Raw genomic sequence first — 25,426 nt, forward strand, 5'->3', positions numbered from 1 at the left:
GATGGATCTTGGTGTAACAGATCGGGTGCGCCCATTGATCGAGGCCGTACGCCGCATGGTTGAAGATGACATTGCGCCGCTGGATGCGGAATTTCACGCCGAAGTGGGCAAACACCCATCGGGCGACCGGTTCCAGCACACAGCGCGCCAGCTCGAAATCTTGGATGGTCTCAAGGCTTTGGCCCGCGAACGCGGTCTGTGGAACTTTTGGCTGACCGGCAGTGATCGCGGTTATGGCTTGTCGACAGTTGAATACGCATATTTGGCCGAAGAAATGGGCAAGGTCGGTATCGCGGCAGAGGTGTTCAACTGTAATGCCCCCGACACCGGGAATATGGAAGTGCTGGAACGCTACGGCGAAGACTGGATGAAAGAGCGCTGGCTAACTGATTTGCTGAATGGTGAAATCCGTTCAGCCTATGTGATGACCGAACCGGATGTGGCGTCTTCTGATGCTGCGCAATTGGTGTTCGAAGCCAAACGCGACGGCGACGACTATGTTTTGAACGGCGAAAAGTGGTGGATCAGTGGGGCAGGCGATCCGCGTTGCAAAGTCTATATCCTAATGGCCTGTACGGACCCGGGGGCTGCCAAACACAGCCGTCACACGATGTTTGTCATGGATGCCGACACGCCGGGGATCGACATCTTGCGCCCGATGCAAGTCTTTGGACAGGACGATGCCCCGCACGGCCATATGCATCTGCGGTTCACCAATGTCCGGATACCCGCCCGAAATGTGGTGCTGGGTGAGGCACGCGGATTTGAAGTGGCGCAAGGCCGACTTGGCCCTGGCCGCATTCACCACTGCATGCGCGCCATCGGGCAGGCGGAAAAAGCGCTGGATATGATGTGCAAACGGGGCCTCGAACGCGAAGCCTTTGGCAAGCAGATCATCGATTTGGGGGCGAATTACGACATTATCGCCAATGCGCGGATGGATATCGAAATGGCTCGGCTCTTATGCCTCAAGGCGGCATGGATGATGGACACCGCCGGAGTGCGCGCAGCGCAGCCGTGGATTTCCAAGATTAAGGTGATCGCGCCTTTGATGGCCGGACGGGTCATTGACGAAGCCATGCAGCTCCACGGCGCGGCAGGCATTTCGCAAGACACCTCACTTGCCTCGATGTGGACGCATGTCCGCACCCTGCGCTTTGCCGATGGCCCTGATGCAGTGCATCGCCGCCAAGTCGCCCGCGCCGAGTTGCGCAAGCATTCAAACAAAGCAGGCTGAGCCATGACCCCAGTTGAGCTGGACCATGTTTGCGCTTGGATGAACGCGCATGTGGCCGGGTTTACGGGCCCGATAACCGCAACCAAATTCGACGTCGGCCAATCGAACCCGACGTACCGGTTGGATAGCCCGTCGGGCTGCTATGTTTTACGGCGCAAACCACCGGGCGTTTTGCTGAAATCGGCTCATGCTGTTGACCGGGAGTTTAAAGTTCAAAAAGCGCTGGCCGGGTGCGAAGTGCCGGTGCCAAAAATGCTGGGCCTATGCGAAGATGAAACGGTACTAGGCACCCAGTTTTATGTGATGGAGCACATCGAAGGCCGCAATCTGGTTGATCCTTCAATGCCAGATGCGACGCCGACCGAGCGCGCGGCCGTTATCAAGGAAATGAGCCGAGTATTGGCTGCCATCCATTCGGTGGATTTGGTCGCTGCTGGTTTGACAGAATACGGCCCGCCCGGTCACTATTTTGAACGCCAGTTGGCCCGTTGGTCAAAGCAGTATCGTGCCTCGGAGACTGAAAATATTCCGGCGATGGAACAGTTGATCACATGGCTTACTGACAATATGCCCGCGGATGATGGCCAACGTACTTTGGTTCATGGTGACTACCGGATCGACAACATGCTATTCGCAACCGATCGCCCAAAATGCCTTGCGGTTTTGGATTGGGAATTGTCGACCCTCGGCCACCCCTATGCAGATTTGGCGGGTGTCATCATGCAGTGGCAGCTTCCTCCGGGCGGTGAAGGTCGCGGGCTGGCCGGAGTAGACCGCGAACAAACGGGCCTTCCTAGCGATGGCGCATTCATAGCCGACTATTGTCAGCGCCGCGGCGTTCCCGAAATCGAGAATTTTGGCTTCTATCTTGCCTTCGCTTTTTTCCGCATGGCCGCCATCTTGCAAGGCGTCAAAAAGCGCGCTCTTGACGGCAATGCTGCCAACCCGGAAAAGGGTCTAAAACTGGGGGCATTTGTCCCCCATTTTGCTGAATTGGGAATAGGGGCTACGGATTGGCATGGATGAACGTCTTCGAGAAAAATCATATGCTTATGCCAGACATCTCGGGTTTGAGATGGTAGATTGGCGCGACGGATACTCGAAATTCCAATTGCCGCTTGAACCGCATATCATGAACCGTCACGGCAGCCCGCATGGCGGCTCTCATGCCTCATTGCTGGACACAGTCATGGGGTTTGCAGGGTGTTTCACGGGGGACCCTGACAACCGCCAAATGTGTTGGACGCTCAGCCTGAATGTCCAATACCTCTCACGCCCACGGGGCGAAATGTTTATCGCTGAAGGCTTCAAAACCGGCGGCGGCAAATCCACTTTCTTTGCCGAAGGTACGATCAAAGATGAAACCGGTAAAGTGATAGCCAAAGGCACAGGGACCTTTCGCTACCGTAAATCCGGCTAGCAGTCCCCAGCCTTCATCTTGCCAAATAAACTCCGGGGGGCCGCAGGCGGGGGCAGCGCCCCCTCTGGGTCATCACCCTGCGACAGAGGCCTTGATTGCGCGGATGTTTTCACCGTAAGGCGCGGGGTTTTCAACGGACCCACCACGGAACACTGCAGATCCGGCGACCAAGACATCCGCGCCAGCAGCAACAACCAACGGTGCCGTGGTCGGATCAACGCCGCCATCAATCTCGATATGTACCGGCCGGTCACCGATCATCTCACGTAGCTTCTTGACCTTTGCGGTCATATCTATGAATTTCTGACCGCCAAAGCCGGGGTTTACAGTCATCACGCAAACCAGATCGGTCAGATCAAGCAAATGCTCCACCGCTTCTGCCGGGGTGCCCGGGTTCAAGGCGATACCTGATTTCATGCCTGCACCGCGAATGGCTTGCATTGTACGATGCGAATGTGGCCCCGCCTCGACATGTGCGGTCAAGATGTCCGTGCCTGCATCCGCATAGGCATCGATATAGGCATCCACAGGCGAGATCATCAAATGGACATCCATCACCGTTTTCACGTGCTTGCGAAATGCTTTAACGGCGGGCGGACCAAATGTCAGGTTTGGCACAAAATGCCCGTCCATAACATCGACGTGAATCCAGTCGGCACCTTGCGCTTCGATGGCCTGAATTTCGCGACCAAAATCGGCGAAATCGGCAGACAGGATGGATGGGGCAATCTTGACGCTGCGGTCGAAAGTCATGGCTGAATCCTATTGTGGCAAGCAGATGAGCACGGCTTAATAGCCCACACTGCGGTCGACAAGGTGTAACATGGGCTCACTTTGCTCAGAGCGGGCGATGTTGGCGGCGATAACACGGGCAGCGGTAGACGGGCGGGTAAAGGACGCGATATGCGGCGTTACCGTGACGTTAGGATGGGGCCAATAGGGGTGATCTTGGGGCAGGGGTTCGACCCGAAACACATCCAGAGTTGCATGCGCGACCTGTCCGCTGTCCAAAGCATCCAACAAGTCATTATCATCAATCAATGTGCCGCGCCCTGGATTGATAATGAAGGCCCCCGGTGCCAACAACGCCAACCGCGCTGCATTCAAGGTGTTTTCGGTCGCTGGTGTGTTGGGCAGCAAAAGCACAACGATTTGTGCGCCGCTCAATGCGTCGTCCAATCCATCTGCTCCGGAAAAGCAGGTGATGCCCGACAGGTCTTTGGCAGAGCGGCTCCAACCAGAGACCGGAAATCCCAAGTGTGCCAATGATTGCGCGCAGGCCAAGCCCAAAGCTCCAAGTCCCAACACCGTAACGGGTCGGTCTTGTGCGATTGCGGGCGGTGTGCAATCCCAGCGCTGATCCGGATTCACGATATGGGCATCCATCCCCAAATGATGGCGCAATGTGTGGCCGGTAACCCATTCGACCATGCCTTGGGTCAACCCGTCTTCGTCAACCATTCGGGCCAGTGGTACGCGCAAGCTGGCATTTCCGACAACGTCTTCGACCCCGGCCCAAAGGCACAAAACAGCTTTCAATCGAGGGAACAGGCCGAAATCCGTCAGTCCGGAATTGGGCGCATAGATGATGTATTCGACCTGCTCGGCTTGCATGTCACAGTCCAGAACATAGTCCAAACCGGCCGCATCCAGCGTTTCTCGCAGTGGTGCTTCATAGTCTGACCAACTTTCAACTTTGGCGGCGAATAAGATGTGGACTGTCATTAGCGAGGCCTATGAATATGTGCGCTTTGAACCAGCCCGAAGGCGAGCATCAATACCAACATGGCTGAGCCGCCAAAGCTGACCATTGGCAAGGGAACACCCACAACCGGAGCCAACCCCATGACCATCGACATGTTGACGGCAAAGAACAAAAAGAATGTCAAACCGACCCCGAGGATCAGCAAGGAGGAAAAGCGATCTTTGTTTTGCAGCGCCGAAATGGTGCAGAACATCAAGATCAGAACATAGAGTACCAAAAGGGAAAACCCGCCGACAAAGCCGAACTCTTCGGCCAGCGTGTTAAAGATAAAGTCGGTTTGTTTTTCCGGTAAAAAGTTCAGGCGCGACTGCGTCCCTTGCATGAAACCGCGGCCGGTCCAGCCGCCGGACCCCATAGCGATTTTGGCCTGCGTGATGTGATACCCTGCCCCCAGTGGGTCAGAACTGGGATCAAGGAACGTATCGATCCGCTTGTACTGATAGTCTTTGAGCAGCTGCCAATCTGTGCCCCTGCTTTGAAAGACCGCCCAGATCGTACCAAAGCCCGCGCCGATCACGGTAGCAAAATAAAGCCAATGGACCCCGGCCAAAAACATCATCACACCGCCAGCAATCATCAGCAGCAAAGCGGTGCCGAGATCAGGTTGCGATACCACCAAAGCCGTAGGCAGAAGGATGAGAATGACCGGAGGCATCACCCAAAGCGGCCGCGAGGTTTTTTGAATTGGGAGCCAGTCGTAATAGGCCGCAATCAACATCACGAGGGCGATTTTCATCACCTCCGAGGGCTGCAACCGCATAAACCCCAGGTCAATCCACCGCTGCGCACCCATGCCGACTTCGCCAAAAAGTTCCACCATCACCAACAAGGTCAGCCCGATGCCATAGGCGACCACTGCCATGTTGCGCCAGAACCAGATCGGCACGAGTGCAACAACGAACATGGCGACAAGGCCAAGGATAAACCGTTTGATCTGCGGTTCGGCCCAAGGGGTCAGCGACCCTCCGGCGACCGAATACAGCATCAAAAAGCCCATAGACGCGACGGCGCAGAGCAACACAACCAGCGCCCAGTTGAGATGCAGTATTTTGCGCCAGCCAGATGGGACGCTTTTGATATTGTGTTCAAGATAGGTCACGCCTGAGAGCTCCGCGCCGCTTTGCGGTCTTCGCGTTCCCGGAAAAGGCGGGCTTGCAGCTCTTTGATGTGGGGCCTGTCTTTCTTGGGGTAGGCTTCAAGCGGGGGGTCACCGCCATAGAGCGCCTGCAATGTCACGTCCCGCGCGATGGGCGCCGCAGCGGTTGAGCCGCCGCCGCCATGCTCCACAATGACCGCAACGGCGATTTTTGGATCATCCCACGGGGCAAAATTCACAAACAGTGCATGGTCGCGTTTTTCCCAAGCAACCGCTTTGTTGTCGACCACCGTTGAGGACACCTGCGCGGTTCCGGTTTTGCCAGCCATGCGGTTACCCTCGGCGATGATGCGCGATTTGTAGGCTGTGCCGCGCCGGTTGTTGCTGACCGAATACATGGCACGGTGGATTTGCAGCAGATGATTTGGATTAAGCCCCAAATCCTGTCCCGCCTGCGAAGGTGTGTCCTCATTACCTACCCGCTTGACCAAGCGCGGCGAAATGCTGCGACCGGTGGCAATGCGCGCCGCCATTACGGCCAACTGCATCGGTGATGTCAAAACAAAGCCCTGTCCGATCGAAGCATTGACGGAGTCGCCAATCACCCAGTCCTGGCCTTGTTGGCGCTTTTTCCACGCTTTGTCGGGAACGAGACCGCTGGTGACAGCTGACATCGGAACGTCAAAGGCTTCACCAAGGCCCAGCCGCCGCGCCATGGCCGCAATCCGTTCGATCCCGACCTTGAGCGCAAGATCATAGTAATAGACATCGCAGCTGTGACGCAGGCTTTGCTCAAGGTTAATGTTGCCGTGGCCCGAGCGCTTCCAACAATGAAATCTACGCCCGCTGACTTCCAAATGACCGGGGCAATAGACGGTTTCATCTGGCGCAATCAAACCTGCATCCAAACCCGCGAGAGCAGTGACCATTTTGAACGTCGATCCGGGCGGGTAAGCGTCTTGCACTGTCTTTGAAGCCAATGGACGGTGGTCATTGTCGCGCAAGATTGAATAGTCGGCAGTGGAAATGCCCCGGACGAATTTGTTGGGGTCGTAGCTGGGGGCGGAGACAATGGCCTTAAGGTCACCATGTTCCAGATCCATCACCACGACAGATGCTGATTCTTCGCCCAAACGGGCAGTGATATAATCTTGAAGCTCGGTATCGACGGTCAGTTGCAGGTCATCACCGGCCTTGCCTTCGCGGCGATCCAATTCGCGCATCACCCGGTTGGCCGAGTTCACTTCGACGCGTTTGGCACCGGCTTCGCCGCGAAGAAGGTCTTCGTATTTGGCTTCGATGCCGACCTGTCCAAACTGAAACCCCGGTAGGCTCAGGACAGCTGGCGGATCTTCGTAGCGGCGCAGGTTGCGTTCTTGAACCTTGGCAACATACCCGGCCACATGCGCGTATAGGTTTGTTTGTGGATAGGTGCGCGACTGGCCAACTTCGGTGGAAACCCCTGGTAGGGCAGGCGCATTGGCCGCGACACGGCTGATGTCCTCCCAACTGACGCGATCCGCTATGGTGACCGGATCAAAGGGGCGGGAGTTTTGTATTGCGGTCAAGGCGCGGTTCAGGTCATTTTCGTCCAGCTCTACCAGCATTGACAGGCGGGAAATGACATCTTGGACGTCATGGGCATCTTCGGGGACCAGGATGATGCGATAGGTCGGTTCATTTTCGGCAATGACCGTGCCATTTCGATCAAAGATGCGGCCACGGGTCGGCGGAATAAAGCGGATGCTGATCCGGTTTTCTTCGGCAAGCAGGCGAAATTCATCTGCTTGGTCCACTTGCAAGTGACGCATACGCAGGGCCAGCAGCCCGGCAAAGCCCAGCTGACCCGCCCCCAACAAAAGACCGCGCCGCGAAATACGGCGGGCGCTTTCGGCGGTTTCGCGTGCTGTGCGTCTCATAACTTGCGCCCTGTTTTGTCGAATTCACCCTGCTTGCCGCGCCGCGATCCAAAGGCCAGAAAGCTGGCCCCGGCGATCAGCGGATAGACGAGCATTGTCATACCATATTGCATCATAGACAATGAAAGCGCCCCTGGCGACACAATCAAGAGCCCCAGAACGATGCGATAGGTCAGGGTGGCAAGAAACAGCGTAGTGGCCACCGTCAGCCATTCCGCAACAAAGGTGTTTTCCCGCAAAGTCCTGTCCCGCGATTTTAACCACTCGGTCGAAAACAACATCAGCAAGGCCCAAAGGCCCGGTGGGCGTTGCAGCAGTAAATCCGCCAGCAACATGGTCAAAGCCACCAGCAACATCGGCACATATTGCGGGCGCCGCAGCGCCCACGCAAAGGTCAGCGCAACCAAAAGGTCAGGCCCGGCAAAGCGGGTCGGCGTGGTCTCCAGCGGCAAAAGATGGGCGATCAGAATCACCAGCGCAATGCCAAGATAGACAAAGCGCATAAGCCAGACTTTGGCCGGACTTCGCTCAGCCATCATTCGGCTCGGCGGGGGCTGGCAGCAGTGCGTCCGATCCAGGGAGATCTTGCGGAAGGATCAACCCGCTTGGCTGCGTCACGCGGCGGGCCCCATGGTCGCGAAGCACACGCAAAAACTCGAGCCGTTCATAGTCCGCCGCCAAGCGGGCACGCAGCCGTCCACCGGGGTCTTGGGTGACTTTGCCGATCAACAGACCTGGGGGGAAGACTTCGCCGTCGCCGGTTGTGACGATGCTGTCACCGGGGCGTACTTGATCCGGGTTTTCCAGAAAATCGATGGGCGGGGCTGCGGTGTTGTCACCGGCAATCAAAACCCGCTGGCCAGAAGGCAGAATTTCAGCGGGTATGCGGGACGCAGTATCGGTCAACAAAATGACACGGCTGGTATTTGGGCCGACCCCGGCAATCCGGCCAACCAACCCGATCCCGTCCATTGTCGCCCATCCGTCTACGATACCATCGCGAGAGCCGACATTGATCAGGACCGATTGGCGAAAAGGGGATCCAGAATCGGCCATGACCACGCCAGTGACAAAGGTCAGACGCGGATCAAGCCGGACATTGTTTAAGTCGCGAAGCCGCGCATTTTCTTGCCGCAGCTGCAACGCGGCTTCCTTCCAAGCAGTCATTTTGCGCAATTCGCTGCGCAGCTCTTGGTTTTGTTCGTGAATGCTTTGGTAGCTTTGGAAATTGCGCAAAATGCGCACGGTTGCCGTGACCGGTGCCATGGCCCAATCCATGCGCGGCACAACACTGTCTACAATTTGCGCGCGAAACCGTTCCACCCGAGGGGAGTCGATGCGCCAAACCAAAAACAATGAAATAAAGCATAAGGCCAAGACAACCAAAAGGAGCCGCTTGAGCGGGCGGGTGAAATCCTCGCTTGATCCGCGGTCCTGAGCCAAGCGGCCTCCGTCCTTTGGTGTGTCGTTTAAACAGTTGTGGGACCTTGCGGCGCGCGCAGCAAGATTTTTTCAAAAATCTTAAAAATTCCGTTTACGGAATTTGGGTGCGTCTGGGTCAACTGTCGTAATCAATGGCATGGGCCAGTTGCTTCTCGTATTCTAGCGCCTTACCAGTGCCCAGCGCCACACAGTTCAGGGTTTCATCCGCGATGGAAACCGCCAAACCCGTTTGTTCGCGTAGGGCCAAATCAAGATCACCCAATAGCGCGCCGCCGCCAGTCAGCATCACACCGCGATCCACGATATCAGCTGCCAAATCCGGAGGTGTCGCTTCGAGCGCGGTCATCACCGCTTCGCAAATTGCCTGAACCGGCTCACTCAGCGCTTCGGCAATTTGAGCTTGGCTGATTTCAGTTTCCTTCGGCACACCATTCAGCAAATCGCGGCCGCGAATTTGCATAGAGCTGCCGCGTCCGTCGTCGGGCATGCGTGCGGTGCCGATCGAGGTTTTGATCCGCTCGGCCGTGCTTTCGCCCACCAGCAAGTTTTGCTGACGGCGTAGATAGTTGATGATCGCTTCGTCCATCCGGTCGCCGCCTACACGCACCGAGCGCGCATAAACGATGTCACCCAATGACAAAACCGCAACTTCGGTGGTGCCGCCGCCGATGTCGACAACCATGTTGCCGGTCGGATCTGTGATCGGCATGCCTGCGCCAATCGCCGCTGCGATAGGTTCTGCAATCAAGCCGGCTTTGCGTGCACCAGCAGACATAACTGAATTGCGGATCGCGCGTTTTTCTACCGGTGTCGCGCCATGGGGTACACAAACGATAACTTTGGGACGCCAAATGCTTGAGCGGCGGTGTACCTTGCGCATGAAGGCTTTGATCATCTCTTCGGCGGCAACAAAATCGGCAATCACGCCTTCGCGCATCGGGCGGATGGCCTCAATGCTGCCGGGCGTGCGGCCCAACATCAGTTTGGCATCTTCACCAACGGCCAGGACTTTCTTTTGTCCGTCCTTGACATGATAGGCAACCACAGAAGGTTCCGATAGGATAACCCCTTTGCCCTTCACGTAGATCAGCGTGTTCGCTGTCCCAAGGTCGATGGCCATGTCCGCAGAGAACATGCCCATGATACGGTCAATTCCAAACATTTGAGAAGCGCCCCATAAACTGCTAGGCCCGCGACTATGACAGTGCGGGCGGATGCTCTTATAGGGCGACGTGACCGGATGGGGAAGGGTTTCCGGTGGTCTAATCAGCATGAAATCGCCGGAAGAGGGCGCAATGTTGTTTTCTGCTTAATTCGTAAGGCCTGTCCGTGTGGATAACTTGGGGTAGTGCCGGTGCCACAGTCACAAGTTCGGTCGGAGCGGGTGGAATTTGCAGTTAGTTTCGCCAGTGGTCGCTTTCCTGACATGAGGCGTCGGGTGGGGGCAGAGCCGCGCTGCCTGCCGCGCTAATCAGGAAACACGCATTTCCGGAGTGTCCTCATGAAAACCCAAGTCAAAGCTCTTGTCGTCGGTGGCGGTGCCATCGGTACTTCGATCGCATATCATCTGGCCAAAGCGGGCTGGGATGATGTGATGCTGATCGAGAGGGACGAGTTGACCTCAGGCTCGACATGGCATGCCGCGGGTCTGCTGCCGTTGTTCAACATGTCGTATGCGACGACACACATCCACAAATACTCGGTCGATTTCTATAAGGGGCTTGAAGAGGAAACCGGATTGAACGCCGGATTCGCAGTGGTTGGCAACTTGCGTATGGCGCAAACGGATGCGCGTATGGATGAATACATGCTGTACGCCTCTACGGCAGAAACTTGTGATGTGCCTTACGAATGGCTCACCCCGGATGAGATCAAGGCCCGCTGGCCGCTGATCCGTACCGATGACCTCAAGGGCGCTTTGTACCACAACTCAGACGGATATATTAATCCGGCGGACGTGACCCAGGCGATGGCCAAAGGGGCACGCCAGCACGGAGCGGAGATTGTTCGCCGGTTGCAAGCTGACAGCTTTGAATGGACCGGAACCCATTGGAATGTGACTTGCACCAAAATGGTGGAAAAGGGCGGTAATTTGGTGCCCGGCGACGAACAGGTTGTGATCACCGCTGAACATGTCGTGACCGCATCTGGAAACCACGCACAGCGTACGGCGAAAATGCTCGGGATTAAAATTCCTGCCATTCCGGTTGAACACCAGTTTATCGTTATGGACCAAGATCCTGCCTTGGTTGAATACCGCAAAGAGGGCGGTGCCGAGCATCCGGTGATACGCGACGCAGATTCGCAAAGCTACGTCCGCGAGGAGCGGGGCGGCTGGATCTTGGGCGTCTATGAAAAGAACGCTCCGGCTTGCTTTGAACACGGTGTGCCGGACAGTTTCCGCGCTGACCTTTTCCCGCTGGCGCTCGACCGGATCGAAGAGCAGTACATGGCGATGATCCACCGCATTCCGACCTGCGAGGAAAGCGGCCTTAAGGATGATTTCAACGGCCCGATTTGCTACACACCTGACGGCAACCCGCTTGTCGGCCCTGCACCGGGGTTGCGCAACATGTGGCTGGCTGAAGGGTTCTCGTTCGGGATCACTGCGGCAGGCGGCACTGGCTATTACCTTGCACAGATGATGGTTGAGGGAGAGGCCGAGATTGACATGGCCTCGCTCGACCCGAAACGCTATGCGCAAAACTGGATGACCACCGAATTCGCGGCGCGCAAAAACGAAGAATGCTACGACCACGTCTATATTCTACACCACCCTGACGAAGAACGCCCCGCGTGCCGTCCTTTGCGCACTGGGCCAGTTTATGATCGCCAAAAAGCGCTGGGCGCTCAGTTCGGTTGGGTCAACGGATGGGAACGTCCCAACTACTACGGCCCGCTTGATGCTGCTACAACGTTTGACGAAGAAAGCCGCAGCTTCCGGCGCGGAAAGTGGTGGGAGTACGCCGTCGAAGAGGCCAAGGCGATCCGCAATGGTGTTGGCCTTGTCGATGCCTCTGCCTTTACCAAGCACGTGATCAAAGGGCCGGGCGCTACTGAATTCCTCGATTGGTTCACCTGCAACAAGCTGCCCAAAGTCGGCCGGATCAATCTGACCTATGCGCTGACCGCTGCTGGCACAACCCGCACGGAATACACCATCGTCCGGATGAAAGAGCACGAATACTACATCGTCTCGGCCGGTGCGTGGACAGCCTATGACGCTGATTTCCTCCGCAAAGCCGCCGAGGACAAGATGGAAAGTTTTGGCTACATCGAAATTCAGGATGTCACCACTCAGTGGGGGGTTTTTGCCATAGCGGGGCCAAAATCGCGTGAGGTATTAAACGAGTTGGTCGTAGATGCGGATCCGGACACCGTACTGAGCAACAAGCGTTTCCCATGGCTAACCGCGCGCCAGATCGAACTGGGCATGTGTCCGGTGAACGCCATTCGTGTCGCCTATACTGGCGAGTTGGGTTGGGAGCTGCATCACCCGATCGAGATGCAAACCTACCTGTGGGACCAGTTGATGACGGCTGGCGAAAAGCACGGCATGAAACTGGTGGGCGCACGCGCGCAAAACTGGCTGCGTCAGGAAAAATCCTACCGCGCCTTTGGCAATGAATTGGGCCGCGACGCAACACCTGCCGAGGCCGACTTGCCACGCTTTATTGACTTGTCCAAGGACTTCCACGGCAAAGAGGCGATGCAGGCCACCGGAGTGCGCGCCAAATGCTGCACGCTGCTGATCGACGGGCCGGAAGATGCCGATCCATGGGGACGCGAAGTGCTCTATACCCATGATGGCATCCGCGTTGGTCGCCTGACGTCTGGTGGTTTTTCGGTCGCCTTTGGCCAAAGCATTGGCATGGGCTATGTGACGCCCGATCTGGCGGTCGAAGGCACCAAGCTAAAGGTCAAAATGCAAAACAAACTGTGGGATGCCACCGTCACCTGTGACAGCCCCTATGATCCAAGTAACGCGGCGATCCGGAAGGACGGCTAACGGCTTCTTCTGTCTGAAAATATCCCGGGGGAAGCCACCAAAGGTGGCGGGGGCAGCGCCCCAATTCCCCCATTGGTCTCAAAGCGCCGATTGGCTATGGTCTCCTCGATCCGCGCCAATCGGCGCTTTAACATTAAAGAGGCCACAATGACTTTCCACGTATACCTGTCCGGAGAAATCCACACTGATTGGCGCGAGCAGATCATCGCCGGTGCCGAAGGTTTGGATGTCGTGTTTTCCGCCCCGAATACTGATCACGCCTCAAGTGACGATTGCGGGGTCGCGATTTTGGGGGCCGAGGACAACAAGTTCTGGCACGATCACAAGGGCGCGCAGATGAATGCCATCCGGACGCGCAAGTTGATCGAAGAGGCGGATGTTGTTGTAGTGCGATTTGGCGAAAAATACCGCCAATGGAATGCCGCATTTGACGCCGGATATGCCAGCGCACTGGGCAAATCTCTGATCATTTTGCAGCAGCCCGAGCACGACCACCCGCTCAAGGAAGTTGACGCAGCCGCACTTGCCGTTGCCCGCACGCCAGAGCAGGTCGTGCAAATCCTGCGTTATGTTCAAACCGGGGATCTGCCAGTGGGCTGAGTTTCCCATCGGGGAAACCTATATCTAGTTTCCCACTTTTATTGCCAGTGCCCCCATGCGCAAACTTAACGCGAGTTAACAATGTGGGCGATGGGCCCATACAGCGAAAAAAAACGGGGAAGTGGGACATGCTTCAAGAATTCAAAGATTTTATTGCCAAGGGCAACGTCATGGATATGGCGGTGGGTATCATCATTGGTGCAGCCTTTACGGCCATTGTCAGCTCGCTTGTTGGCGATCTGATCAATCCGATCATCGGGCTGTTCATGGGCGGTGTTGATTTTACTGAATGGTACTACGCGCTTGATGGAAATGAATATGCCGCCCTTGCAGCGGCAGAAGAAGCCGGCGCGCCTGTCTTTGCTGTTGGCCGCTTTGTTATGGCCATCATCAATTTCCTGATCATCGCCTTTGTGGTCTTTATGCTGGTGAAAATGGTCAACAAGGCCAAAGCCGCGACAGAAGAACCAGAAGCCCCGAAGGAAGAGGCACCAAAAGGCCCCACCGAACTGGATATTTTGATGGAAATCCGCGACTCTTTGCAGAAATAAGCACCTGCAAAGCGTAGTGAAAAGGGGCCCTGTCGGGGCCCCTTTTTTGGTTTAGACCTCGCCGGTGTATTCGCCGCGTGCGGGATAGTTGTTGGCGATAGCAAAATCCAGTGCACCAACCAGTTCCGAAAAATGTGGACGCATAAACGGCATGGTCTGGACCGAACCAAAGTACAAAGTCTGGTCGGGGCTGACCAAAAACAGACCCGGTTCGGAAAACAGGGCTGGTTCTTCGATCCCGATGGATGTTTTCCCGCGTGAGGTGGAAATATAAAGTCCCCAATCGCGCGCAACTTGCAGCGGCAAATCATAGGCTATTGGCAGGCTCTTGGCTTCGATCTTGTCTGCCATCAGGCGACTGCGCTCTTCGTTGTCAGAGCTGACAGCAACAACATTCACGCCGCGCTCTGCGAACTTGTCCTGAAGCTTTTGCAGCTCAATCAGGTAGTTGGCGCAGACGGGGCAGTGAAGGCCGCGGAAAAAGCAGACAATTGTGCCACGCTCAGGTGTCTGAGAGGCGAGATCAAATTCGCCGTGGTCCAGTGTTGGAAGTGTCAGACCGGGAGTCTTTTGGCGGGGCATCAACATGTGTGTTTTCCTATTTGAGCTTGACGATTTGGCCATATTGCGCAATTTCAAGCAAGATAAATCCGATTAACCTAACAGTATGGCCGATAATGTCTGAAAAACCCAATGCTGACAGACCCAGACCAGATAGGCTTGCCGATTTGATTGAGCGGTTTGACCTGACAATTACGCCTGTCACAAACCGGCCCGCCAACCTGATAGTGTTGGGCGATCCCGACGGAGCCCCAAAAACCGTTTTGTTTCTCAAGCAAGGAGAGATCGTTGCAGATGCGCAGTTTGCGGCCCAAGTGGGCTGGGGCGGCGCTGACAATCCGCTCGATTCCGGGATGCCGTCGCGGATTGAAATGCCTATCGGCAGCCCGGATTTGCAGGGGCTTGCGGTTGCTCTGAAATGGGAGGCAGATGCCCATCGGTGCGGGGTTGCGTCTGTTTTGCGGCGGCTGTCCGAAGTGATGATTGTTCGGTTATTGCGGTTCCAGTTTGATTCAGGCTGCACCGAAATCGGTGTATTGGCCGGATTGACCGATCTACGCCTGTCGCGAGCCATCGTTGCGATCCACAACCGGCCAGGGCATGGATGGACCAGTGGTGATTTGGCGGTCGAAGCAGGCCTGTCATCGTCCCGGTTCTCGGAACTTTTCTCGCAAAAGGTCGGCCTATCACCGATGGCCTATTTGCGGCAATGGCGGCTAACGGTGGCGCGCCAAGACCTGACACATGGCCAAAGGGTTGAGGCCGTGTCGCGCCGCTACGGGTATGGATCACCCGAAGCGTTCACGCGGGCATTCCGGCAGAAATACGGGGTGCCGCCCCTTGCCATTCGGGCGCGGGCGGGGGCGACACTGGGGGCTTAGGAGCGGCTTATGCCACCTTCAGGGCCAATTGAGGCGACGTCACGTCGATCCCCAAGGCTTTGCCAACCGCGAAATACGTCAGTTTTCCGGCATGAACATTCAGCCCGTTCAACAGATGTGGATCGTCAGCGCAGGCTTGACGCCAACCTTTGTCAGCAAGCGCCAACATGAACGGCATGGTCGCGTTGCCAAGTGCAATGGTAGAGGTCCGGGCAACTGCGCCGGGCATGTTGGCGACGCAATAGTGCATGATGCCATCAACATCATAGATCGGGTCCGCATGGGTGGTGGCCTTTGATGTCTCAAAGCAGCCGCCTTGATCAATCGCGACATCAACCAGTGCTGCCCCGGGCTTCATCGTTGCCAGTTGGGCGCGTGAAATCAGCATGGGGGCCGCCGCACCGGGAATCAGCACCGCACCAATCACCATATCTGCCTGTTGGATCAGCTCTGCCGTGGCCCCGACCGAGGAGTACTGGTTCTTAAACGTGCCGCCAAAGACATCATCCAAATAGCGCAAACGGGGCAGAGACCGGTCCAGAACAGTGACATCAGCGCCCATGCCCGCGGCAATTTTGGCCGCATGGGTTCCAACGACACCGCCGCCGATAACCACCACCTTGGCCGGACCTACGCCAGGAACGCCGCCCATCAAAACACCGCGCCCGCCATTGGCTTTTTGCAAGGTCCATGATCCGACTTGGGGTGCCAATCGGCCCGCAACCTCTGACATCGGGGCCAATAGCGGCAGGCCGCCGCGATCGTCGGTGACCGTCTCATAGGCAATCGCCGTACAGCCGGATTCAAGCAGATCGTGGGTTTGAGCCGGGTCCGGAGCAAGATGCAGATAGGTGAACAACAGCTGACCTTGGCGCAGCATTTTGCGTTCAACGGCCTGTGGTTCTTTGACCTTCACGATCATGTCGGCCGAGGCAAAAATTTCCTCGGCAGTATCAATGAGCGCGGCGCCTGCTGCGGCATAGTCTTCGTCCGTGAACCCAGCACCAATTCCAGCCCCTTTTTGGACGAGGACTTGATGGCCATGGCTGACCGCTTCTTGGGCCGCATTGGGCGTCAGTCCGACGCGAAACTCTTGGGGTTTGATTTCCGTCGGGCAACCGATTTTCATGGCGTTTTCCTCCTGCCTATTTAATGAGCATGGCGGAAAGTGCTTGCAATTTTTGTTCGGATTTGATGCGTGGTTAGCGTCAACATTCGAAGAATCTTCGAAGGTGATGGCAAGATATGAAGAAAGTAAGCGCATATGGCTTTGGACGAGACAGATCGACGTATTCTGCGAGTGATTCAACGCAAGGGGCGGATATCCAACGCGGAGCTGTCAGATGCGGTGAATTTGTCCGCCTCGGCCTGTCACCGCAGGGTGCAACGGTTGGAGCTGGATGGCTATGTGCGTGACTATGTTGCGCTGCTTGATGCCCGAAAAATGGGGTTTCCGACCACAGTGTTTGTTGAGATCAAGTTGAGCGCGCAGGCAGATGAAGTGCTTGAGGCCTTTGAAAAAGCCGTGGCTCGGGTGCCGGATGTGCTGGAATGCCATTTGATGGCGGGCACAGCGGATTACATCCTCAAGATTGTTGCCGAAGACACAGAAGACTTTGCACGCATTCACCGTCAGTATTTGACCAGACTGCCGGGGGTGGCGCAGATGCAGTCCAGTTTTGCCCTGCGCACCGTATTCAAAACAACGGCCCTGCCAGTTTAATCCAGCAAGGCGCTGTCAGTCGTTTTGAAATCCAGACAGGTCAGCTCTTTGGTTTGTCGTCGTAATCGCCGGACAATATGCGCTGTGCATCGCCTTCGGGGTCGTCGTATTGGTTGGACCGCAGGGTGTAGATAAAGAACGCAAGCCCCGCGCAACCGAGGATCAATGAGATCGGGATCAGATAGGTCAGGATGTTCACAGGGGCTACCTCAGACGCAGGGCGTTAAGTGATACAGTAATCGAACTGGCTGACATCGCCAATGCCGCGATCAACGGAGAGCACAGGCCAGCGATGGCCAAGGGCACGGCAATCAGGTTGTACCATGTCGCAATGGTAAAGTTTTCGCGGATACGGCGGGTGGCTTTGCGGGCAGTTGTGATTGCGTCCGGGATCGGGGCAAGCGTGCCGCCCAACAAGACGATATCAGAGGCCACGCGGGCAGCATCCAACGCCGATGCCGGAGAGATCGAGGCATGTGCCGCGCTCAGCGCTGCGGTGTCATTCAGACCGTCGCCAACCATCAGCACCTTGGCCCCTTTGGCGGTCAGGTCTTGGATACGCGCAGATTTGTCTTCGGGGAGGGCTTCGGCCAGCCATTGGTCAATGCCCAGTTTGTCTGCCATGCTTTCAACAGCTTGGGTGGTGTCGCCTGACATCAAGATCACCTTGTGTCCTGCCGCCTGAAGATCGCGCACTGCCTCTGCGGCCCCATCGCGAAGACGATCGGTAAAGGTGAAGGCATGGGCGGAGCCGGACCCAACCCGCAACCAGGCAGAGGTCATGGTCTGACCGTTTCCGCCAACCCAAGCGGCGCGGCCCAAACGTACCAATTGTCCGTTCCACGTGCCTTGGGTCCCGTGACCGGGAACCTCTTGGATATCGGTGACATTGGCGGCCACAATTCCGGCAGCGCGGGCAGAAGCCGTCAGCGAGATCGATAAGGGATGCGCAGATCCTTCAGCCAGAGCCAAAGCAATCTCCAGATCGGCACGGGTGAAATCATCTTTGTTGGTCAGCTCCGGCGTGCCTGCGGTCAATGTTCCGGTTTTGTCGAAAACCACAGTGTCGACCTGCGCCAGCCGTTCAAGTGCGGTGGCATCTTTGATAAGCAGCCCTTGCTTGAACAATCGACCCGAGGCCGCAGTGGTCACGGCCGGCACCGCAAGCCCAAGGGCGCAAGGGCAGGTGATAATCAACACGGCGGCCGCGATGTTAAGGGCAATCCGCAGATCACCAGAATACAAAAGCCAGCCCAAAAATGCCAAGGCTGACAGGATGTGAACACCGGGTGCATACAGCTTGGCAGCTTTGTCGGCCAAAGAAGTATAGCGCGATCGACCGGATTCAGCGATGGCCACCAGATCTGCCATGCGGTGCAGGGATGTGTCGCGGCCAACAGCAGAGGCGCGCACCGTCAGCGGGCCGGTCAAATTAACCTCGCCTGCACTGACACCTGTGCCCGGCTGGGCAAATACGGGCAGCGTTTCGCCAGTCAGCAAGGATCGGTCGAGTTCCGACGACCCTTCGGTGATTTCACCGTCAACTGGCATGCGGCCGCCAGGGCGGACATGCAAAAGGTCTCCGACCCGCAGCTCGGAGACGTTGACCTGCTCTTCGCCTGCATCGGTGACACGCCAAGCGCGCGGAACTTCCAGCGCGGCCAATTCCTCGGCGGCGGATCTGGCGACAGATCTTGTGCGGTGATCCAGATACCGACCGGTCAGTAAAAAGAAGGTCAGCGTCATCGCGGCATCAAAATAAGCATGTTCGCCGGACAGGGTGGTTTCCCAAAGCGACGTCGCCAATGCCAACAAGATGGCCAAAGAAATGGGCACATCCATATTCAAATGGCGGGCCTTGAGCGCGGTCCATGCATTTCGGAAAAACGGTTGCGCGGAAAAGGCAATGGCAGGGATGACAATCCCTGCAGAGATCCAATGAAACATATCACGGGTCGGGCCTTCGGCACCGGACCAAACCGCTACAGACAGCAGCATCACATTCATCGCCGCGAATCCGGCCACGGCCAGCCGCATCAATAAATCGCGTCCGGCCCGATCCGTCTGGGTCGATGAAATGGCCGTGGTATCAAGTTCATGCGCCTCGTAACCGGCAGCTTCGACCATGGGGATAACGTCTTGGGCGGTCAGCTCCGGCTCAGCCTCGATGCTGACGCGCTTCATTGTCAGGTTCACCCGCGCCGAGCGGATGGAGGCCGATGCGTTCAGAGCCTGCTCAACGGTAGACATGCAAGCTGAGCAGTGAATGGTTGGCAAAGACAGAACGATATGGGCTTCTGTTGGCTCCGCGGCGGCGGCCAACGCCTCTGCCGCGGGGGCGGCAGAGCAAGCAGGGCAGGCCGAGGCCTGAGGGCGTAAAACAGCGGTCATGTTCAATCCTTGACGGTGAAAACAACGCGCTGTTCAAAAGGCGTGCCATCAAGGGCAGTGGCCTTCATGCGGATGTTCCAATTGCCAGCGGCCAGTGTTTCGCGGGCAACATAAGACCGCCCGTCAAATTGAAAATCGGGTGTCAGATCGTCTTTGACATGGGTTGGGCGACCGACAGTTGCCTCAAGCTTTCCGACCTGTACCGGAGAACCATCCGGCTTTGTGATCGAAAGCCTTAGTTCATCCCCGACTTGCTGTGCCGAAACGGTCCAGCCAAGGGCTTCTTGGGCTTCGCGCCTGTCATCGAAGGTTTGGCTGGCGACATAGGAATTCGAGGTCTCTAACCCCGGAAATGTCCGCACGGCGCTGAAGGCCAAAAAGAGGTTCACCGCGATGATGACACCAAAGGCCCCACCGAATATGGCAAAGACATGCCATCCCGTTAGTTTTTTCTCGGCTTTGATCATTTGTTTGTCCGCCCGTTGAAGATTGTATCGTTATGGGCTCTTTCATGTGTGGTCAAATCCTCAACCCAAATCCGAACGTCAACACGTTCTGCGTCGGCAGGGGCTGAATGGCGCGGCGCAATGATATGCAGCTTTTGTAGCTTGGTTTCATTGGCTTTGACGGTCACGGTTTCGTATGGCGTGCCTTCGAGCTGCATATACAGCGACGGATCGCCTTTGATCGTCAACCGGAACGGGCGATCTTCGCCGTGTTTGTTCAGCAACCGGACGTCATAGGTGTTGCGGATAGACCCGTCGGACATGGTCACAAAGGTCGGATTCCGCAGGGGGGCAACCGTCATTTCGATCTCGGGTCGGATGAACAAGGCAAAGACCAAACCTACGCCGACCAGCGACCAAAGGCCGGTATACATCATCGTGCGGAACCGGAAGATATGGGCCCAGACGGGGCGGGGGGGGTTGCCCTCACGTTCGCGTGGTTCATCAGAAAAGGCCAGATAGTCGATCAGGCCACGCGGCTTGCCGATCTTGTCCATGATGTCGTCACACGCATCGATACACAGTGCACAGGTGATACATTCCATCTGCTGGCCGTCGCGAATGTCGATCCCCATGGGGCAGACGTTGACGCAGGCCATACAGTCAATGCAATCACCCAGCTCTTTTGCGTCATCGCCTTTGCGGTGCTTGCCGCGCGGTTCTCCGCGCCATTCGCGGTAGCCAACGGTTAGTGTATCTTCATCCATCATAGCGGCCTGAATGCGTGGCCAAGGACAGGCGTAGATACAAATTTGTTCTCGGGCGAAACCGCCAAAAAAGAACGTGGTGAAAGTCAAAACCAACATGGTGGTATAGGCGACAGGGTGTGCCTGACCGGTGACCAAATCAACCAGCAGTGTTGGCGCGTCGGAGAAATAGAAAACCCAAGCGCCGCCTGTGGCCAAACCAATCCCGAACCATGCGATCCATTTCGTGGCAACCAGACGGGCTTTGCGGAAATCCATCTTTTTCTGGCGGTGCAAGCGCAAGCGGGCGTTTCTGTCGCCTTCGATCCAGCGTTCGACCAGAATAAACAGGTCGGTCCAAACGGTTTGTGGACATGTGTACCCGCACCAGACCCGGCCCAAAGCGGATGTGAACAAGAACAGGCCAAGGCCTGCCATAATCAACAATCCGGCGACAAAGTAGAATTCGTGCGACCAGATTTCGATCCAGAAGAAATAGAAGCGGCGGTTGGCCAGATCGATCAACACTGCCTGATCCGGCAACAACGATCCACGGTCCCAGCGAATCCACGGCGTCAGGTAATAAATCCCCAACGTGAAGGCCATTATGATCCACTTCAGGTTTCTAAAAGCACCGGTCACACGCTTCGGAAAAATCGGTTCGCGTGAGGCGTATAAGGATGGGGCGGGGGTATTGTTGTCGGACACGGCGGAATCGCTCCGTTAAAGGTCAGTTTCAGATGTGGTTTTCCCAACTGGGAGCAGCAATAGCATTGACCTGCATCAAATACTGAATCTTTGATTTAGCTTTTTGAGAGAGTAGAGCGAGACAACGTTGGAACATAGTCCCCAACTGCGATCATCCGCCACATAAGAAAGAAAAATGCGCCGGCACCCCAGGAAACGCGCGAACAGGACGGGGCACCAGCGCAATATGCCTCGACCCGAAAGCTGAGGTATATTTGTGAATCGGGGGGAGGGCCCCAATGTCTATGCAGGTACTTTCCCAGAAACCGGGCGGGGTTACCTTGATATGTGTCAAGCGCGGCAGACTAAGTGCAGTCTTGACCGGATATCTGGTCTGATGGCCTTGTCAGAAACGCCACGGTCTAAACAAACAAAAGCCCCGCCTTATTTAAAAGGCGGGGCCAGTGCTGGAATTTACGCGTCTAAACTGCGTTACTCAGAGGCTTCGCCGCCGCCCAGACCGTGCACATAGACTGCAACGGCGCGGATCTCGGCTTCGCTCAAACGATCAGTCCATGGCGGCATAACACCAAAGCGGGCGTTGTTAACCGTTTCAAGGATTGTGTCGTAATCGCCGCCGTAGAGCCACAAGGCATCCGTCAGGTTAGGAGCACCTTGGCTGCGATCGCCGCTGCCGTCTTCGGCATGGCAGGACGAACAGTTGTCGGCAAACAACTCCTCACCCGCAGCTGCGGCAGCCGCATCATTGGGTGTTTCGCCGGACAAGGTTTGGACATAGTTGACGACCTGAACGATCTCTTCTTTTTCCAACAGCTCGTCACGCCCAAAGGCTGGCATTTCAGAGTACCGCGCATCGTCGTCGGTCTCGTTGCGGATACCATGGCTGATTGTGAGGTGGATGTCCTCGATGGAACCACCCCAAAGCCAAGCATCATCGCGCAGGTTGGGATAGCCAACTGCGCCGCCAGCACCAGAACCGTGACACTGTGCGCACCAGGTTTTGAACACAGCACTGCCAGCGTTATTGGCGTAACCGGCCAATTCCGCATCCGCAGCAATTTCAGTCAACTCGGTCGCGGCCAGTTTGGCGTTGATCGCTGAATTTGCCTCTTCAACACGGGCGATGTCTTCGGCAACCTCACCGCGGGTCGAGAACCCGAGCAAGCCCGGAGTCGCACCGTTGATCAGCGGCCAAGCCGGATAGGCGATGGCATAGCCAACACCCCAAACGATACAGGCGTAAAAGGTCCACACCCACCACTTTGGAAGTGGTTTGTTGTATTCCTTGATACCATCCCACGAATGGCCGGTTGTCTCATAGTCGAGATCGTCTTTTTTCTTATCACTCATGTCTTCCTCGCCTCCTTACTTGTGGCGGGGTCGCCCGAAACGGACGCCAGCGGTTTGTCGTCGTGCCGGAAGGGAATGTTGGCGGTGTCATTGTGCATTGCACGGCTTCCTGGCCGGAACGCCCAAAGGACGATTCCGACAAAGACGCTAAACATGGCCAGCAAAGCCCAGCTATCGGCAAGTTCACGTAGAAGGGAATAGGATTCCATATTCGTCCTCCTTAGCGGCTTGCGTCAGGCGTGAAGGTCGAAAAATCGACCAGAGTGCCCAGCATTTGCAGATAAGCTACCAGCGCGTCGGCTTCGGAGATGCCTGCTGCGCCATCGAAGTTACGCACATTTACGTTTTCACCGTAACGCTCAAGCAGCCCGTCGTAATCGCTGTCGGGGTCGGCTTGTGCGGCAAAATCGGCCTGTGCGGCTTCGATCATTTCGCTTGTGTAGGGAACGCCAACAAGCTTGTGGGTGCTCATCAGGTCCGCAACATATTTTCCGTCGATCATTGTGTCCTCGAGGAAGCCATATTTTGGCATCACCGATTCAGGCACAACAGATTGCGGGCTGCGAAGGTGGTCGATCTGCCAATCATCCGAATAACGGCCGCCCACACGGGCCAGGTCAGGACCTGTCCGCTTGGAGCCCCATTGGAACGGATGATCGTATTTTGATTCTGCAGCCAGTGAATAATGACCGTAGCGCTCTACTTCGTCGCGCATCGGGCGGATCATCTGACTGTGGCAGACGTAGCAGCCTTCGCGGACGTAAACATCACGTCCGGTCAGTTCGAGAGGCGTGTAGGGGCGCATGCCCTCTACATCCTCGATCGTGTTTTCGAGATAGAAGAGTGGCACAATCTGCACCAATCCCCCGATCGTTACGATGAGAAAGGCAAAGATTGCCAACAGCGTAACATTTTTCTCTAGGACACCATGCTTGTCGAGAATTGACATATATCCGGTCCTCCTTATTCGGCCGGTGTGGCGTGCGCGACGGCGGCTTCGGCATCAACTGCCGGTGCTGCTTTTGCGGTCATCCACAAGTTGTAGACCATGATCAAGGAACCAGCGACGAACATCACGCCACCAAGACCACGTACCACGAGCATTGGGAATTTAGCTGCCACGGTGTCGGCAAAGCTCCAGACAAGGAAACCGTCTGCATCAACTTCGCGCCACATTAGGCCTTCCATGATACCGGTCACCCACATGGATGCCGCGTAAAGCACGATACCGATTGTCGCGAGCCAGAAGTGCCAGGACACCAACTGAAGCGAATACAGGCGTTCGCGGTTCCACAGTTTTGGCACCAGATAGTAAAGCGCACCAAATGTGATCATGCCGTTCCAACCAAGCGCACCGGAATGCACGTGACCAATGGTCCAGTCAGTATAATGCGACAGCGAGTTCACAGCGCGGATCGACATCATCGGACCTTCGAAGGTCGACATGCCGTAAAAACCGATCGAGATAACCATCATACGGATAACCGGGTCGGTGCGCAGTTTGTCCCATGCACCAGACAGGGTCATCAGACCGTTGATCATACCGCCCCAGCTCGGCATCCAAAGGATGATCGAGAACACCATACCAAGGGTCGAAGCCCAGTCAGGCAGCGCGGTGTAATGCAGGTGGTGTGGACCAGCCCAGATATAAAGGAAGATCAGTGCCCAAAAGTGGATGATCGACAGCTTGTACGAAAAGACAGGGCGTTCGGCTTGCTTTGGCACAAAATAGTACATCATGCCCAAGAAACCCGCAGTCAGGAAGAAGCCAACGGCGTTATGGCCGTACCACCACTGAACCATGGCGTCTTGTACGCCCGAGAAAACCTGAACCGACTTAGAGCCCCAGATCGAAACCGGAATGCTGAGGTTGTTAACCACATGCAGCATCGCAACGGTGATGATGAAGGACAAGAAGAACCAGTTTGCCACGTAGATATGCGGCTCTTTGCGCTTGACGATCGTACCGACGAAAACCGCCAGATAGGCCAGCCAAACAACTGTTAGCCACAGGTCAACATACCATTCAGGTTCTGCATATTCTTTCGACTGTGTGCCGCCCAGCAAATAGCCGGTTGCCGCCAGTACGATAAACAGCTGGTAGCCCCAGAACACGAACCAAGCCGTGTTGCCGCCCCAAAGCCGTGCGGCCGAGGTGCGCTGGACCACGTAAAATGAGGTTGCGATCAAAGCATTGCCGCCAAACGCGAAAATCACCGCACTTGTGTGCAGTGGGCGCAAGCGACCAAAGTTTGCGTAGCCCTCGGCCCATTCAAAGTTGAGCGCCGGAAAGGCAAGTTGGAAGGCGATGAACGTCCCTGCAGCAAAGCCGACAACCCCCCAAAAAGAGGTGGCGATCACGCCGGCGCGGATCACGCCGTCCATGTATTCATTTTGCGGTGCAACGGCAGCCGCGGGTTCGTCGGTGTGGCGCAAGGTCCAGATAAACAATCCGGCAGAAACTGCCAAAATGAGAATCGCATGAACCTGATATGCCACGTCCCGTGCGTAGCTGGCTGCAATCATCGCAAAGATCGCTACCAGACCAAGCACGATCAGCTTGATATAGTTTAACATTTT

General features: G+C 56.2%; 25 protein-coding genes. 8 read left to right on the forward strand and 17 right to left on the reverse strand.

Going from position 1 to position 25,426, the window contains the following annotated elements; genetic code table 11:
- The first annotated feature begins 1 nt into the window (after position 1).
- Genes C8N36_RS19060 through C8N36_RS19070 form a run of 3 tightly spaced genes read left to right on the forward strand, consistent with a single transcriptional unit; the run spans position 2 to position 2,657 of the window.
- The gene (locus C8N36_RS19060) at positions 2-1,237 is read left to right on the forward strand and encodes an acyl-CoA dehydrogenase family protein (RefSeq protein WP_097803503.1); all 1,236 of its coding nucleotides are present in this window, start codon (positions 2-4) and stop codon (positions 1,235-1,237) included.
- Between the two features lie 3 nt (positions 1,238-1,240).
- Positions 1,241-2,263, forward strand: a complete 1,023-nt coding sequence (locus C8N36_RS19065) for a phosphotransferase family protein (RefSeq protein ID WP_097803502.1) — start codon at positions 1,241-1,243, stop codon at positions 2,261-2,263.
- Complete coding sequence (locus C8N36_RS19070; RefSeq protein WP_097803501.1) at positions 2,256-2,657, forward strand: PaaI family thioesterase; 402 nt, start codon at positions 2,256-2,258, stop codon at positions 2,655-2,657. Before C8N36_RS19065 ends, C8N36_RS19070 begins: the two co-directional genes overlap by 8 nt.
- A 72-nt stretch (positions 2,658-2,729) precedes the next feature.
- On the opposite strand, the gene rpe is transcribed toward C8N36_RS19070, so the two are convergent.
- From rpe to C8N36_RS19105, 7 genes are all read right to left on the reverse strand, one after another.
- The gene (rpe, locus tag C8N36_RS19075) at positions 2,730-3,410 is read right to left on the reverse strand and encodes a ribulose-phosphate 3-epimerase (RefSeq protein ID WP_097803500.1); all 681 of its coding nucleotides are present in this window, start codon (positions 3,408-3,410) and stop codon (positions 2,730-2,732) included.
- 36 nt (positions 3,411-3,446) lie between these two features.
- The gene (locus C8N36_RS19080; RefSeq protein ID WP_097803499.1) at positions 3,447-4,382 is read right to left on the reverse strand and encodes a 2-hydroxyacid dehydrogenase; all 936 of its coding nucleotides are present in this window, start codon (positions 4,380-4,382) and stop codon (positions 3,447-3,449) included.
- A complete protein-coding gene (rodA, locus tag C8N36_RS19085) occupies positions 4,382-5,521 on the reverse strand; it encodes a rod shape-determining protein RodA (RefSeq protein ID WP_097803498.1) in 1,140 nt (379 codons plus the stop codon). Before rodA ends, C8N36_RS19080 begins: the two co-directional genes overlap by 1 nt.
- On the reverse strand, positions 5,518-7,437 hold the full coding sequence (mrdA, locus tag C8N36_RS19090; protein WP_097803497.1) for a penicillin-binding protein 2: 1,920 nt from the start codon (positions 7,435-7,437) through the stop codon (positions 5,518-5,520). Before mrdA ends, rodA begins: the two co-directional genes overlap by 4 nt.
- Positions 7,434-7,973: a rod shape-determining protein MreD gene (locus C8N36_RS19095; RefSeq protein WP_097803496.1), complete on the reverse strand. Its 540-nt coding sequence runs from the start codon at positions 7,971-7,973 to the stop codon at positions 7,434-7,436. Before C8N36_RS19095 ends, mrdA begins: the two co-directional genes overlap by 4 nt.
- Complete coding sequence (gene mreC / locus C8N36_RS19100) at positions 7,966-8,880, reverse strand: rod shape-determining protein MreC (RefSeq protein WP_097803495.1); 915 nt, start codon at positions 8,878-8,880, stop codon at positions 7,966-7,968. The genes C8N36_RS19095 and mreC overlap by 8 nt, the downstream gene beginning before the upstream one ends.
- Before the next feature lie 115 nt (positions 8,881-8,995).
- Complete coding sequence (locus tag C8N36_RS19105; RefSeq protein ID WP_097803494.1) at positions 8,996-10,042, reverse strand: rod shape-determining protein; 1,047 nt, start codon at positions 10,040-10,042, stop codon at positions 8,996-8,998.
- 339 nt (positions 10,043-10,381) lie between these two features.
- Between C8N36_RS19105 and C8N36_RS19110 the strand changes: the two genes are divergently transcribed.
- The 3 genes from C8N36_RS19110 (at position 10,382) to mscL (ending at position 14,040) form a co-directional block, all read left to right on the forward strand.
- The gene (locus C8N36_RS19110) at positions 10,382-12,889 is read left to right on the forward strand and encodes a GcvT family protein (protein ID WP_097803493.1); all 2,508 of its coding nucleotides are present in this window, start codon (positions 10,382-10,384) and stop codon (positions 12,887-12,889) included.
- A 147-nt stretch (positions 12,890-13,036) separates the two neighbouring features.
- A complete protein-coding gene (locus C8N36_RS19115; protein ID WP_097803792.1) occupies positions 13,037-13,489 on the forward strand; it encodes a YtoQ family protein in 453 nt (150 codons plus the stop codon).
- 128 nt (positions 13,490-13,617) lie between these two features.
- Positions 13,618-14,040, forward strand: coding sequence for a large conductance mechanosensitive channel protein MscL (mscL, locus tag C8N36_RS19120; protein WP_097803492.1), 423 nt, complete (start codon positions 13,618-13,620; stop codon positions 14,038-14,040).
- A gap of 51 nt (positions 14,041-14,091) precedes the next feature.
- Here mscL and C8N36_RS19125 read toward each other — a convergent pair whose 3' ends face one another.
- Positions 14,092-14,628, reverse strand: a complete 537-nt coding sequence (locus C8N36_RS19125) for a peroxiredoxin-like family protein (RefSeq protein WP_097803491.1) — start codon at positions 14,626-14,628, stop codon at positions 14,092-14,094.
- Positions 14,629-14,717: 89 nt separating this feature from the next.
- Between C8N36_RS19125 and C8N36_RS19130 the strand changes: the two genes are divergently transcribed.
- A complete protein-coding gene (locus C8N36_RS19130) occupies positions 14,718-15,482 on the forward strand; it encodes a helix-turn-helix transcriptional regulator (protein ID WP_097803791.1) in 765 nt (254 codons plus the stop codon).
- A 7-nt stretch (positions 15,483-15,489) separates the two neighbouring features.
- On the opposite strand, the gene ald is transcribed toward C8N36_RS19130, so the two are convergent.
- Positions 15,490-16,611 (reverse strand): alanine dehydrogenase, encoded by a 1,122-nt coding sequence (gene ald, locus C8N36_RS19135; protein ID WP_097803490.1) that lies wholly within the window; start codon positions 16,609-16,611, stop codon positions 15,490-15,492.
- A 135-nt stretch (positions 16,612-16,746) separates the two neighbouring features.
- Between ald and C8N36_RS19140 the strand changes: the two genes are divergently transcribed.
- Positions 16,747-17,205 (forward strand): Lrp/AsnC family transcriptional regulator, encoded by a 459-nt coding sequence (locus C8N36_RS19140; protein ID WP_097803489.1) that lies wholly within the window; start codon positions 16,747-16,749, stop codon positions 17,203-17,205.
- A gap of 40 nt (positions 17,206-17,245) precedes the next feature.
- Here the strand turns inward: C8N36_RS19140 and ccoS are convergent, their stop codons facing one another.
- From ccoS to ccoN, 8 genes are all read right to left on the reverse strand, one after another.
- Positions 17,246-17,404: a cbb3-type cytochrome oxidase assembly protein CcoS gene (gene ccoS, locus C8N36_RS19145; protein WP_097803488.1), complete on the reverse strand. Its 159-nt coding sequence runs from the start codon at positions 17,402-17,404 to the stop codon at positions 17,246-17,248.
- A 5-nt stretch (positions 17,405-17,409) separates the two neighbouring features.
- Entirely contained in the window at positions 17,410-19,596 is a 2,187-nt protein-coding gene (locus C8N36_RS19150) for a heavy metal translocating P-type ATPase (protein ID WP_097803487.1), read from the reverse strand.
- A 2-nt stretch (positions 19,597-19,598) separates the two neighbouring features.
- Positions 19,599-20,063 (reverse strand): FixH family protein, encoded by a 465-nt coding sequence (locus C8N36_RS19155; RefSeq protein WP_176527067.1) that lies wholly within the window; start codon positions 20,061-20,063, stop codon positions 19,599-19,601.
- On the reverse strand, positions 20,060-21,496 hold the full coding sequence (gene ccoG / locus C8N36_RS19160) for a cytochrome c oxidase accessory protein CcoG (RefSeq protein WP_097803486.1): 1,437 nt from the start codon (positions 21,494-21,496) through the stop codon (positions 20,060-20,062). Before ccoG ends, C8N36_RS19155 begins: the two co-directional genes overlap by 4 nt.
- Before the next feature lie 471 nt (positions 21,497-21,967).
- Positions 21,968-22,846 (reverse strand): cytochrome-c oxidase, cbb3-type subunit III, encoded by an 879-nt coding sequence (gene ccoP, locus C8N36_RS19165; RefSeq protein ID WP_097803485.1) that lies wholly within the window; start codon positions 22,844-22,846, stop codon positions 21,968-21,970.
- Entirely contained in the window at positions 22,843-23,055 is a 213-nt protein-coding gene (locus C8N36_RS19170) for a cbb3-type cytochrome oxidase subunit 3 (protein ID WP_097803484.1), read from the reverse strand. Before C8N36_RS19170 ends, ccoP begins: the two co-directional genes overlap by 4 nt.
- 11 nt (positions 23,056-23,066) lie before the next feature.
- Positions 23,067-23,795, reverse strand: a complete 729-nt coding sequence (gene ccoO / locus C8N36_RS19175; RefSeq protein WP_097803483.1) for a cytochrome-c oxidase, cbb3-type subunit II — start codon at positions 23,793-23,795, stop codon at positions 23,067-23,069.
- A gap of 14 nt (positions 23,796-23,809) precedes the next feature.
- Entirely contained in the window at positions 23,810-25,423 is a 1,614-nt protein-coding gene (gene ccoN / locus C8N36_RS19180) for a cytochrome-c oxidase, cbb3-type subunit I (RefSeq protein ID WP_097803482.1), read from the reverse strand.
- Positions 25,424-25,426: the final 3 nt, after the last annotated feature.

Source organism: Pelagimonas varians, from assembly GCF_003208435.1.
Lineage (GTDB): Bacteria > Pseudomonadota > Alphaproteobacteria > Rhodobacterales > Rhodobacteraceae > Pelagimonas > Pelagimonas varians.